Here is a 12,304-nt window from a genome sequence, read left to right on the forward strand (position 1 = left end):
TAAGGTTATGCCATGAAAGCTGACGTCGTCCTTCACCTGAAGAAAGTTTCTGCTAGAATGCTCGGCTTTCTTTAACAACCTTAGGTGACACATCCATGCAGCCCATGCTGAATATCGCGCTGCGCGCCGCCCGCAGCGCCAGTGAATTGATCTTCCGCTCCATCGAGCGCCTGGATACCATCAAGGTCGACGAAAAAGACGCCAAGGATTATGTATCCGAGGTGGATCGCGCCGCCGAACAGAAAATCATCGACGCTCTGCGCAAGGCCTACCCTACCCACGGCATCCTCGGTGAAGAAACCGGCTTGCACAAAGGCAGCGGCGAAGGCGAAGACTACCTGTGGATCATCGACCCACTGGATGGCACCACCAACTTCCTGCGCGGCATCCCACACTTTGCTGTGAGCATCGCCTGCAAATACCGTGGCCGCCTGGAACACGCTGTTGTGCTGGACCCGGTTCGCCAGGAAGAATTCACCGCCAGCCGTGGCCGTGGCGCCCAGCTGAACGGCCGCCGCCTGCGTGTAAGCGGTCGTACCAGCCTGGACGGTGCCCTGCTGGGCACGGGCTTCCCGTTCCGTGACGACCAGATGGACAACCTGGAAAACTACCTGGGCATGTTCCGCGCCCTGGTTGGCCAGACCGCCGGCATCCGTCGCGCCGGCGCTGCCAGCCTGGATCTGGCCTACGTGGCCGCCGGCCGTTTTGATGCGTTCTGGGAGTCGGGCCTGTCCGAGTGGGACATGGCTGCAGGCGCCCTGCTGATCCAGGAAGCTGGCGGCCTGGTGAGCGACTTCACCGGTGGTCACGACTTCCTTGAGAAAGGCCACGTCGTTGCCGGTAACACCAAATGCTTCAAGGCAGTACTGACGGCGATCCAGCCGCACCTGCCGGCTTCGCTGAAGCGTTAAGCGAGCGAGCACAAAAAAGCACCCCCTAGGGGTGCTTTTTTTATGCCTGGGATTTGAGCAAACCCAATACCACTGACCCAAACACAAACCAATGTGGGCGCTGGCTTACCTGCGATAGCGGTCTGCCAGCTAACTCATTAGTTGCTGACCCACCGCTATCGCAGGTAAGCCAGCGCCCACATTTGGATCTATGTCAGGCTTGGAATTACTGCTGGTTCTGACCGAGAATCAGACGACCTTCTTTATCCACCGGAATCTGGCCACCTGGATCACGGTCCATGCGCACCGAACCTTCCTTGCCGTCCAAGTTGTACCGCACGTCATAGCCGACCACCTTGTCACTGATGTCGTTAACGGTATTACAACGGGTTTGCGTGGTGGTGTAGGTATCGCGGTTCTGCATGCCTTCCTGAACCTTGTTACCGGCGTATCCGCCACCGACCGCACCAGCCACAGTGGCCAGCTTCTTGCCATTACCGCCACCGACTTGGTTGCCCAACAGGCCACCGGCCAGCGCACCGACCACGGTGCCGACGATTTGATGCTGATCCTGCACCGGCTTCTGCCGGGTCACGGCGACATCCTTGCAGACCTCGCGCGGGGTTTTAATCTGGGTCTTCACCGGCTGCACCGCCAGCACTTGCGCATACTCAGGGCCGCTTTTTACCAGGCTGTAGGTGGCAACAGCACCCCCGGCAGTCACACCGACAGCACCCAATACTGCACCAACCAGCAACGACTTGTTCACGTGAACCTCCTGACCATCACAAGCGGACTGAAACGTCCGCGCTATACCCAGCCTTGGAGCAAAAAAAAAGGCGCGAGTTCAATACTCGCGCCTTCTTTGTAACAGCGTGTCAACAAGCGCCCATCAAGGGCGGTCGTCGACCTCCTTGCCGGTAGCGGCAGGAGGGATCAAGTCTTCGCTGTTGAGGTTCAGCCAGATCAGCACCACGTTGGCGATGTAGATCGACGAGTAGGTACCCGCCAGAACGCCGATGAACAGCGCCAGGGAGAAGCCCCACAGGTTGTCGCCACCGAAGATCATCAACGCACCAATCGCCAGCAAAGTGGAGATCGACGTTGCCATGGTCCGCAGCAGGGTCTGGGTGGTGGAGATGTTGATGTTCTCGATCAACGTCGCTTTACGCAGCACGCGGAAGTTCTCACGAACCCGGTCGAATACCACGATGGTGTCGTTGAGCGAGTAACCAATGATCGCCAGCACCGCCGCCAATACCGTCAGGTCGAAGGTGATCTGGAAGTAGGACAGGATACCCACGGTCACGATAACGTCGTGGATCAGCGACACAATCGCGCCGACGCCGAACTTCCACTGAAAGCGGAACGCCAGGTAGATCATGATGCCGGCCAGCGCCATCAGCATGCCGAGGCCGCCTTGGTCGCGCAGCTCTTCACCCACTTGTGGGCCAACGAACTCAACACGCTTTACCGACGCCGGGTTGTCGCCGCCGACCTTCTGCAAGGCCTCAGCTACCTGGTGACCCAGTTGCGGGTCTTCACCAGGCATACGCACCAGCAGGTCGGTAGTCGCACCAAAGCTCTGCACGATGGCTTCGTGATAGCCAGCCTTGACCAGCTCGTTGCGCACCAGGGTGACGTCGGCCGGCTTCTCGTAGGTCAGCTCGATGAGCGTACCGCCGGTGAAGTCCAGACCGTAGTTCAGGCCCTTATGGAACCAGCTGAACAACGCCAGAACGGTAAGGAGCACGGTGACGCCGAACGCAACGTTGCGAACGCCCATGAAGTTGATTGTACGTAACATGGCAGCCCCTTAAATCCACAACTTCTTGAAGTCACGCCCGCCAAAGATCAGGTTGACCATTGCGCGGGTCACCATGATGGCCGTGAACATCGAGGTAAAGATACCGAGGGACATGGTTACCGCAAAACCTTTGACGGGGCCGGTGCCCATGGCAAAGAGAATCCCGCCGACCAGCAAGGTGGTCAAGTTGGAGTCGAGAATCGCGGTAAATGCCCGGCCGAAGCCTTCGTTGATTGCACGCTGTACGGTCATGCCCGCCGCGATCTCTTCACGTATCCGCGAGAAGATCAGTACGTTGGCGTCTACCGCCATACCCATGGTGAGTACGATACCGGCGATACCTGGCAGGGTCAGCGTAGCGCCCAGCAGCGACATCAGCGCCAGCAGCATCACCATGTTGCCCGCCAAGGCCACGGTGGCGATCACGCCGAAGAAACGGTAGATGGCGATGATGAACAGCGACACAAACAGCATGCCCCACAAGGCTGCATCGATACCTTTGGTGATGTTGTCGGCACCCAGGCTCGGGCCAATGGTACGCTCTTCAACGAAGTACATCGGCGCCGCCAGGCCACCAGCACGCAGCAACAGCGCCAGTTCGGACGATTCGCCCTGACCGTTCAGGCCAGTGATACGGAATTGAGCACCCAGCGGCGACTGGATGGTCGCCAGGCTGATGATCTTCTTCTCTTCTTTGAAGGTCTGCACCGGCACGTCTTTCTCGACGCCGTTGACCATTTGCCTGGTGTAGGTAGTGACTGGGCGCTGCTCGATGAAGATCACCGCCATGCTACGACCGACGTTGCTGCGCGTGGCGCGGCTCATCAGTTCGCCGCCGTGGCCATCCAGACGGATGTTCACCTCAGGAGAGCCGTGCTGCGAGTCAAAACCCGCCTTGGCGTCAGTTACTTGGTCACCGGTGATGATCAAGCCACGTTCGATCAACGCAGGAGGACGGTTGCCTTCGCGGAACTCGAATTCTTCTGCAGTGGCGCGCGAAGCACCCGGCTCAGCCGCGAGGCGGAACTCAAGGTTGGCGGTTTTACCCAGGATACGCTTGGCTTCAGCGGTGTCCTGTACGCCCGGCAGCTCAACCACGATGCGGTTGGCACCCTGACGCTGAACGATCGGCTCGGCCACACCCAGCTCGTTGACGCGGTTACGTACCGTGGTCAAGTTCTGCTTGATGGAGTATTCGCGGATTTCCGCCAGCTTGGCTGGGGTCATCGCCAGACGCAGCACAGCTTGGCCATTGAGGTCAGCCGGTACGATGTCGAAATCGTTGAAGTTCTTGCGGATCAGTGCACGGGCCTGTTCGCGGGACGCTTCATCAGAGAAGCCCAGCTGGATGGCACCGTTGAGCTGCGGCAGGCTGCGATAACGCAGTTTCTCTTTACGCAGCAAGCTCTTCACATCGCCTTCGTAGACTTTCAGGCGTGCGTCGAGGGCTTTGTCCATGTCGACTTCCAGCAGGAAGTGCACACCACCGGACAAGTCCAGGCCCAGCTTCATCGGGTGCGCGCCAATGCTGCGCAACCATTTTGGCGTGGTCTGTGCCAGGTTGAGTGCAACAACGTAGTCGTCACCCATGGCCTTGCGCACAACATCTTTGGCAGGCAATTGGTCTTCTGCCTTGGTCAGGCGCAGCAAGCCGCCCTTCGCATCAGCCGCCAACGTTGCCGCTTTAACCTGGATGCCCGCGTCGGTGAGCGCTTTGCTCGCGCGTTCCAGGTCAGCCTGATTGACTTGCAGCGAAGTGCTGGCGCCAGTGATCTGGATCGCAGGGTCATCAGGATAGAGATTGGGAGCGGAATAAATAAAACCGATCGCCAGCACCGCCAGGATCAGTACGTATTTCCACAGAGGGTATTTGTTCAGCATCACGCCGCCCGCTTATAACGCGGGGCGCCTTGCGCGCCCCGTCGATTGGTAAAGGTTGTTACTCAGATCGCTTTGAGCGTGCCTTTTGGCAGCGTGGCGGCGATGGCGCCCTTCTGGAACTTCATTTCTACGGTGTCGGAGACTTCCAGAACCACGAAAGCATCGGAAACCTTGGTGATCTTGCCGGCGATGCCGCCAGTGGTCACAACTTCGTCGCCTTTTTGCAGGCTGCCCAGCAGGTTTTTCTGCTCTTTGGCGCGCTTAGCCTGTGGACGCCAGATCATCAGGTAGAAGATGACCAGGAAGCCGACCAGGAAAATCCACTCAAAACCACCGCCCATAGGGCCGGCAGCGGCAGGCGCAGCGGCGTCAGCCATGGCATTAGAGATAAAAAAGCTCATTTAGCACTCCAGTTGCAAATAGTGAATCTTAGGGTCGGAAACCTCAGTCCAAGGGCGGCACAGGGAGCCCGCGCTTGGCATAGAAGGCATCGACGAAGGCGGCCAATGTACCCTGTTGAATAGCCTCGCGCAAACCAGCCATCAGGACTTGGTAGTGACGCAAATTGTGGATGGTATTCAACATGCTACCCAGCATTTCCCCGCACTTGTCCAGATGGTGCAGATAAGCACGCGAGAAGTTCTGGCAGGTGTAGCAGTCACAGGTGGGATCCAGCGGCGAATCATCATGGCGATGGAACGCGTTACGGATCTTCAGCACGCCTGTATCGATGAACAGATGCCCATTGCGGGCATTACGGGTTGGCATCACGCAATCGAACATGTCCACACCGCGGCGCACACCCTCTACGAGATCTTCCGGTTTGCCAACGCCCATAAGGTAACGAGGTTTGTCAGCCGGCATCAGGCCCGGCAGGTAATCGAGCACCTTGATCATCTCGTGCTTGGGCTCGCCCACCGACAAACCGCCGATAGCCAGGCCATCAAAACCGATTTTATCCAGGCCTTCCAGCGAGCGCTTGCGCAGGCTTTCGTGCATGCCGCCCTGGACGATACCGAACAGCGCCGCCGTGTTGTCGCCGTGGGCGTTCTTCGAACGCTGGGCCCAACGCAGCGACAGCTCCATGGAAATGCGCGCCACGTCTTCATCCGCCGGGTACGGCGTGCATTCGTCGAAAATCATCACGATGTCGGAGCCCAGGTCGCGCTGCACCTGCATCGACTCTTCCGGGCCCATGAACACTTTGGAGCCGTCCACCGGCGAGGCGAAGGTCACGCCCTCCTCCTTGATCTTGCGCATGGCGCCCAGGCTGAACACCTGGAAACCACCGGAGTCGGTGAGGATCGGGCCTTGCCACTTCATGAAGTCATGCAGGTCGCCATGCTTCTTGATCACTTCCGTGCCCGGGCGCAGCCACAGGTGGAAGGTGTTGCCGAGGATGATCTCGGCGCCAGTAGCGACGATGTCACGCGGCATCATGCCTTTGACGGTGCCGTAGGTGCCCACAGGCATGAAAGCCGGGGTTTCGACGGTGCCGCGAGGGAAGGTCAAACGGCCGCGGCGAGCTTTACCATCCGTGGCCAGCAATTCAAACGACATACGACTCATAAGGTTTCCTCTGGGCCGCGCGGCGCCGGGTTTCGGGTGATAAACATCGCATCACCGTAGCTGAAAAAACGGTACTCGTTGGCGATGGCGGCTTGATAAGCGGCCATGGTCTCCGGGTAACCGGCAAATGCCGACACCAGCATCAACAGCGTGGATTCCGGCAAATGGAAGTTGGTCACCAGGCAATCGACCACATGGAACGGCCGGCCTGGGAAAATAAAGATATCGGTGTCACCACTGAACGGCTTGAGCACGCCATCACGCGCCGCACTCTCCAGCGAACGCACGCTGGTGGTGCCCACGGCAACCACCCGCCCGCCGCGCGCCTTGCACGCGGCCACGGCATCCACGACTTCCTGGCTGACTTCCAGCCACTCGCTGTGCATGTGGTGGTCTTCGATGTTATCCACACGCACCGGCTGAAACGTCCCGGCCCCCACGTGCAGGGTCACATAGGCGCTTTCGACGCCCTTGGCGGCAATCGCGTCCAGCAGCAGCTGGTCGAAATGCAGCCCGGCCGTCGGCGCGGCCACAGCACCCAGGCGCTGGGAGTACACCGTCTGATAACGCTCGCGGTCCGAGTCTTCGTCGGGGCGGTCTATATAAGGAGGCAACGGCATATGGCCGACGCGCTCCAGCAGCGGCAACACCTCTTCGGCAAACTTGAGCTCGAACAGCGCGTCATGACGCGCGACCATCTCGGCCTCGCCACCGCCATCGATCAGGATGCTCGAACCCGGTTTCGGCGACTTGCTGGAGCGCACATGGGCCAGCACGCGATGGCTGTCCAGCACCCGCTCCACCAGGATTTCCAGCTTGCCGCCGGACGCTTTCTGGCCAAACAGCCGTGCCGGAATCACCCGGGTATTGTTGAACACCATCAAATCGCCTGGGCGCAAATGCTCAAGCAAATCAGTGAATTGACGGTGTGCGAGGGCACCGCTCACCCCGTCCAGGGTCAGCAGTCGACTGGCGCGACGCTCGGCCAAAGGGTGGCGAGCAATCAGCGAATCAGGGAGCTCAAAAGTAAAGTCAGCAACGCGCATGATGGGGTTCGTCTAGCAGGGCCGGGAAGTCTAGCGGAAATAGTGAAAATAGACCATGAAACGTGATTGACCAACGGTAATCTCATCTCTATACTTCGCCGCCATTGAGCCCTGATGGCGGAATTGGTAGACGCGGCGGATTCAAAATCCGTTTTCGAAAGAAGTGGGAGTTCGATTCTCCCTCGGGGCACCATCTTAAAGAAAGACCTTGAAATTCAAGGTCTTTTTTTTCGCCTGTAAAAAAGTGAGTATGCGCAGGCCAACGCAGACGTTGAGGAGCCGAGACCATGGAATTGACGCTGGAAGCTGTTGCGCTTTTTGCTCTCAAGCTGGTGCATGAGACCGAAGGCGCGAGCCCGGTTCTGCGGGATGACCTGGTCATGGATGGGTATGAGCGCGAGGTGTTTGGGTTGTTGGTGCGCCAAGGGGATTTGGCCACGATTCAACGCAAGCTTGATGAGTGCATTGCCCAGACCTTGAATACCTTAGGCGGCGCCGACACCGTACTCGGTCGCGAGCTGCATAAGCTGGCCACTGATGTGCAACAGGCCCCCAGCCTTGATGAGCTAAGCGCGCCGCTGACCACCCTCCAGGACTATCTGAAAGATATCCAGTGAATCAATGATCAACACACCGGCCAAGTAAACCATCAGCACCGCAACACCAGCGTCCAAGCATCGCCAGACCACGGGCGCGCGAAACAGCCATGTCAAACGCTGACATCCCAACGCCAACAGCACAAACCACACCAACGATGCCGTCATGGCCCCTGTCGCGAACAGGGCTTGTTGGCCTGCGGGTTTGGCCGCACCGATAGAGCCGATCAGCACCACCGTATCAAGCCAGGCGTAGGGGTTGGCGAAGCCGAGCACTATCGCCGTGCGTAACAGCCCGCGTTGCGAGTTGCCGCCTTGAGTGTCCGGCATGGACTGGTTGCGGATGCAGGCCAGCAAGCGCTGACCACCGAACCACAGCAGATAAGCCGCGCCGGACAAGAGCATTATCGCCATCACCGCCGGCCAACTTTCCAGCACAGACCCTAACCCCGTCACGCCGATAGCGATCAGGAGGATATCGGCCAGCACACAAATAGCGACCACCCACCAGATGGGACCACGGCCGACACCTTGGCGGATTACCAAGGTGTCTTTTGGGCCGGGGGCGGCGAACAGTCCGATGCCCAGGAGCAAGCCTTCAAGGTACAGGGCGTTGAAGTGTGGAAACATGGAATGTTCGAGTCCGCGAGGCGATTAAAGAAGTTGAATAGGCTGATTGCCGAAACCGGTATGACGAGCGTTGACGGCGCTGTTCAGGTCAATGGGTTTGCGGCGGAAAAAGCTTGTCGGCAGCTGTTCCGGGCTCGGATTTGCAAAGTAAATCAACGAGCTTCTGGCGACCGGCTGCTTAGGCGCCAGCACAGCATGATAGGCAGCAGGAATGGACTGGTCGGAAAGCTCAGTGAGCAAAGAACCTGCCAGCACTGCAATCTCGCCTTCCAGAAGCCGGACCGGCTCTAATGAAGCGCCCTTCACCAACACCAGCCCTTCGCGGGTAGGCTTGATAAACGACAGCATGTGCCCATCTTCATGAGGGTCCTGAGCAAATTGACGCACGCCGTTTGTGGCCTGAGCACCGTAGACACAGAGTTGGATGTAAGACGCCAAACGCAAGGGCGCTAATGGAGCAACGCCAAACTCTGCACAAATGCCGTCCATTAACGCTTGGGCGAGCTCGCTGATCTGGCGCTCAAAACTATCCACTGCAGTGAAGAACGGGCTTTGGGTGAACTCCAGATCCGTTCGCTTCGACGCATGCGCAGGCCAGTAACAGAAGCGCTCACACAGGTCCGGGTGGTCTTCGATGCTCGAATACTCAGCGCCAAAAGGGAAAAAACCGTCAGTGTCTTCGGCAAAGGAAAATGATTGCTTAGTGGTTTGGGAAATTGCCGAGTACCCATCAATGATCTTTTTGTAGTCCTGCTGCATCGCATCTGAGATTTGCAGGGTGCCAAAGCCTGATCGAGCAATGGATTCACAGCACGCTTTTATCTGTTTCATAGCTATATCCAGAGATGGTTGTAAAGGAATGCAACAAACACGGGGTCGCAAGCATGCGAGAAACCGCGACACTGGATATAGCCAATCAAAACGCGGACTATCCATGTCCTTCACAACGTCGCCAGCAGGATGCGAGTGTGCATGGCCCATTACACGTTGCGGCGGGCAGGTTGTCCTTTTTAGCTAACAACGTAACGACTTTCACCAAGGATTGGGGATGAGTAATCAACTATGAGCATCAAGACGCGCGACACCCTCCGAGCGCTGGTCGTACGACGCAGCCGGGAACTGGGCAAATCCATGACCACCCTGGCCAAGGAAGCGGGCATATCCAGAACCTACCTCTACGGGTTGGCCGGTGGCGCCTCTAAAGATCCCTCGGTGCGCACACTGATCAAGTTGGCCAAGGCGCTTCACGTTTCACCGCTGCTACTGTTCCGCTACTTCGCCGATTTGGCAGGCGCTCCGGTTGACGCTCACTCGATGGCTACCACCAACCGTGCTATCGGCCTGCTAGCCCCCAACGACGTTGCCGTCTTCAACGCAGACGTCACCACGCCAGACCAAACCGTCGTGTTACCCGGTGAGACGTTTCAGAAGACCTGGGAGATCCAAAACCTCGGCACCCGCCCCTGGCGCGGCCGCAAGTTGGTGCGAGTAGACGGCGAATACGTGATCGCCCGACGCACCGCCACGGGTGCGCCATTGGAAGTGGTGATGGACACACACCTGCGCAGCCTGAACAACGAAATCCCGATTGCCGACACACTGCCCGGCCAGCCGGTGCACCTCACGGTGGAATTCGCCGCGCCCAAGGAAACCTGCACGGTCACGTCGATCTGGCGGATCGAGGATGAACACGGCCAGCCCTGCTACGGCCCCGCCTTCATCCTGCATGTGATCGTCAACGTCATGGCCCGCTGAGTAACTACCCATTAGCTATGGAACGAGCACCGCCATTGTGGCGAGCAGGCTTGCCACAACAAACCTGCTCGCCACAGGTTCCGGAACCAAACGCCGCGCTGCGACCACCCACTTACCGCCGCCCTTCAACCGCCATACGCACCGCCAAGCCCATCAGCACCGAGCCCATCAGCCAACGCTGCGCCACCTGCCAACCCGGCCGGGTGACGAAGAACACCGCGATAGAGCCCGCCATGATGGCGATCACCGAGTTAACGCTCACGCTGATGGCAATCTGCGTAAAACCCAGGATCAGCGACTGCGTCAGCACACTGCCATGGCCGTTCGGGTCGATGAACTGCGGCAACAACGACAAATACATCACCGCCACTTTGGGGTTCAGCAGGTTGGTCACAAAGCCCATCATGAACAGCTTGCGCGGGCTGTCCTGGGGCAAGTCCCGCACTTGAAAGGGCGAACGGCCACCCGGCTTCACCGCCTGCCAGGCGAGGTACACCAGATACACTGCACCACCGAGCCGCAGCACGTCGTACGCAAAGGGCACCGCCATCACCAACGCGGTGATGCCCAATGCTGCGCAAAACATATAAACCAGAAAACCCAACGCAACACCGCCGAGCGATATCAACCCGGCCTTACGCCCCTGGCAAATCGAGCGGGAAATGAGGTAAATCATATTCGGCCCGGGCGTGAGCACCATGCCGAGTGAGATCAGGCCATAAGCAAGCCAGCTGGACAGCTCGGGCATGGTGTCGCTCCTTAAGGTGTGTGCTGGGCGTCATGGTAGGGCGTTGAACAGCAGGCCGTTAGATACAGATCCGCGAGCAAAACGTCATACACACACGCAGGCGGTTACCGCCCCATTCACCCAAGGACAGGCACATGATCGACTTCAACAACAAAGGCTTCTTCAAACTCAAGCAAAACAACGAATACGCCGAACGCGTATCAGCCCTGCTGCTCGACGGCGAAGAAGTCATCGACGCCTACAAAGCCATGCGCGATGGCGTGGTCTTCACCACCAAACGCATCATCGCGGTGAACGTGCAGGGGATTACCGGCAGCAAGAAGGACTTCACCTCGCTGCCGTACAAAAACATCGTCGCGTACTCGGTGGAAACGTCCGGCACGTTTGATCTGGATTCGGAGCTGGAGATTTACTTTTCGTCGCTGGGGAAAGTGAAGTTTGAATTCACCGGGAAGACTTCGATTGTGGAGATCTCGCGGATCATCTCCAAACACTTGCTGGGCTGATCCCTTGTGCGCTTATTGTTTCTCAGTTGCTCAAGCCTGTCGCTCGGAAGCCCGCGACAGACAACGCAATTGACTGAAACAAGACTGCACAGGGAACTGTAGGCCTCAGCGGTACCACACAATGGTTCCTATAGCCTTTGGGTGATAAGTCTTTTGGTCAACGCTCCCAGTCTCCTTCAACCGTTCCATAGCGCCACCTACGCGGACAACGCCTCAAGCGCTGAGGCGCAGTCTGTCAGCCCGATACGAACCAAGCGCAACGTGATCGACAAAACCAAGCTCTGGCCCAATGGTTCGACGCTCAAGATAGCGCTCTATGACGTTAACGAGGAGGAGGCAAAGGCGATAAAGGATGCGATCAACGAATGGAAGCCTTACGTCAATCTCAAGTTCGATTTCGTCCTGGGCGAGGAAGGCGACATCCGTATCGCTCTCAACCATATCAATAACACCTACGGCACTGCGGCAGGAATAGACGCGAAAAAAATACCGCCACACCTGCCCACAATGATCCTGCTGGACGACATCCACTCACCCAAATTCCGCTTCGTGGCGCTGCATGAGTTCGGGCATGGCTTGGGCGCAATGCATGCTCACCAACACCCCGACTCAGGCATTCCTTGGGACAGGCAGAAGGCGTATGACCACCTGCTCAAGCGCTATGGTTGGACCCAGGATCTCGTCGACAAAAATATCTTGCCCTTGGAACGCAGTGATAAGTACAGCTACCAACCTTACGACGGCGATTCGATAATGCATTACGAGGTCACCGACGACTGGACATCCGGCGGCTGGGGTCAATCGGAAAACTGGGACATCAGCGACGGCGATAAAGCCCAAATGCAAGAGGCTTACCCCAAGCCAAAGCCACCTGTT

At 58.1% G+C, this 12,304-nt stretch carries 14 protein-coding genes and 1 tRNA gene; 6 read left to right on the forward strand and 9 right to left on the reverse strand.

Annotated elements, in window-relative coordinates; translation table 11 throughout:
- Positions 1-95: 95 nt before the first annotated feature.
- Positions 96-911, forward strand: coding sequence for an inositol-phosphate phosphatase (gene suhB, locus ACI77I_RS08700; protein ID WP_003175971.1), 816 nt, complete (start codon positions 96-98; stop codon positions 909-911).
- 205 nt (positions 912-1,116) lie between these two features.
- On the opposite strand, the gene ACI77I_RS08705 is transcribed toward suhB, so the two are convergent.
- From ACI77I_RS08705 to queA, 6 genes are all read right to left on the reverse strand, one after another.
- Complete coding sequence (locus tag ACI77I_RS08705) at positions 1,117-1,659, reverse strand: glycine zipper 2TM domain-containing protein (protein ID WP_065908615.1); 543 nt, start codon at positions 1,657-1,659, stop codon at positions 1,117-1,119.
- Positions 1,660-1,782: 123 nt separating this feature from the next.
- Complete coding sequence (gene secF / locus ACI77I_RS08710) at positions 1,783-2,697, reverse strand: protein translocase subunit SecF (protein WP_094949424.1); 915 nt, start codon at positions 2,695-2,697, stop codon at positions 1,783-1,785.
- Positions 2,698-2,706: 9 nt separating this feature from the next.
- Complete coding sequence (gene secD / locus ACI77I_RS08715) at positions 2,707-4,578, reverse strand: protein translocase subunit SecD (protein ID WP_406997326.1); 1,872 nt, start codon at positions 4,576-4,578, stop codon at positions 2,707-2,709.
- Between the two features lie 62 nt (positions 4,579-4,640).
- Entirely contained in the window at positions 4,641-4,979 is a 339-nt protein-coding gene (gene yajC / locus ACI77I_RS08720; protein WP_003175975.1) for a preprotein translocase subunit YajC, read from the reverse strand.
- Positions 4,980-5,022: 43 nt separating this feature from the next.
- A complete protein-coding gene (gene tgt, locus ACI77I_RS08725; protein ID WP_162490598.1) occupies positions 5,023-6,138 on the reverse strand; it encodes a tRNA guanosine(34) transglycosylase Tgt in 1,116 nt (371 codons plus the stop codon).
- Between the two features lie 5 nt (positions 6,139-6,143).
- The gene (queA, locus tag ACI77I_RS08730) at positions 6,144-7,193 is read right to left on the reverse strand and encodes a tRNA preQ1(34) S-adenosylmethionine ribosyltransferase-isomerase QueA (protein ID WP_094949422.1); all 1,050 of its coding nucleotides are present in this window, start codon (positions 7,191-7,193) and stop codon (positions 6,144-6,146) included.
- Positions 7,194-7,301: 108 nt separating this feature from the next.
- Here queA and ACI77I_RS08735 point away from each other — a divergent pair.
- Positions 7,302-7,386, forward strand: a tRNA-Leu gene (locus ACI77I_RS08735).
- A gap of 94 nt (positions 7,387-7,480) precedes the next feature.
- The gene (locus ACI77I_RS08740) at positions 7,481-7,810 is read left to right on the forward strand and encodes a hypothetical protein (protein ID WP_406997327.1); all 330 of its coding nucleotides are present in this window, start codon (positions 7,481-7,483) and stop codon (positions 7,808-7,810) included.
- Here ACI77I_RS08740 and ACI77I_RS08745 read toward each other — a convergent pair.
- Complete coding sequence (locus ACI77I_RS08745) at positions 7,760-8,419, reverse strand: LysE/ArgO family amino acid transporter (protein ID WP_094949420.1); 660 nt, start codon at positions 8,417-8,419, stop codon at positions 7,760-7,762. The genes ACI77I_RS08740 and ACI77I_RS08745 overlap by 51 nt on opposite strands.
- 24 nt (positions 8,420-8,443) lie before the next feature.
- A complete protein-coding gene (locus ACI77I_RS08750) occupies positions 8,444-9,250 on the reverse strand; it encodes a 2OG-Fe(II) oxygenase (RefSeq protein ID WP_406997328.1) in 807 nt (268 codons plus the stop codon).
- Positions 9,251-9,481: 231 nt separating this feature from the next.
- Between ACI77I_RS08750 and ACI77I_RS08755 the strand changes: the two genes are divergently transcribed.
- On the forward strand, positions 9,482-10,174 hold the full coding sequence (locus tag ACI77I_RS08755) for an NBR1-Ig-like domain-containing protein (protein WP_094949419.1): 693 nt from the start codon (positions 9,482-9,484) through the stop codon (positions 10,172-10,174).
- Positions 10,175-10,286: 112 nt separating this feature from the next.
- Here the strand turns inward: ACI77I_RS08755 and ACI77I_RS08760 are convergent, their stop codons facing one another.
- Positions 10,287-10,922, reverse strand: a complete 636-nt coding sequence (locus ACI77I_RS08760; protein ID WP_406997329.1) for a LysE family translocator — start codon at positions 10,920-10,922, stop codon at positions 10,287-10,289.
- Between the two features lie 134 nt (positions 10,923-11,056).
- On the opposite strand from ACI77I_RS08760, the gene ACI77I_RS08765 reads away from it, so the two are divergent.
- Both ACI77I_RS08765 and ACI77I_RS08770 read left to right on the forward strand, forming a co-directional pair.
- A complete protein-coding gene (locus tag ACI77I_RS08765) occupies positions 11,057-11,428 on the forward strand; it encodes a PH domain-containing protein (RefSeq protein WP_094949417.1) in 372 nt (123 codons plus the stop codon).
- 261 nt (positions 11,429-11,689) lie between these two features.
- On the forward strand, positions 11,690-12,304 hold a 615-nt coding region (locus ACI77I_RS08770), incomplete at its 3' end, for a peptidase M12 (protein ID WP_406997330.1).

Source organism: Pseudomonas sp. D47 (assembly GCF_045447305.1).
Classification (GTDB): Bacteria; Pseudomonadota; Gammaproteobacteria; order Pseudomonadales; family Pseudomonadaceae; genus Aquipseudomonas.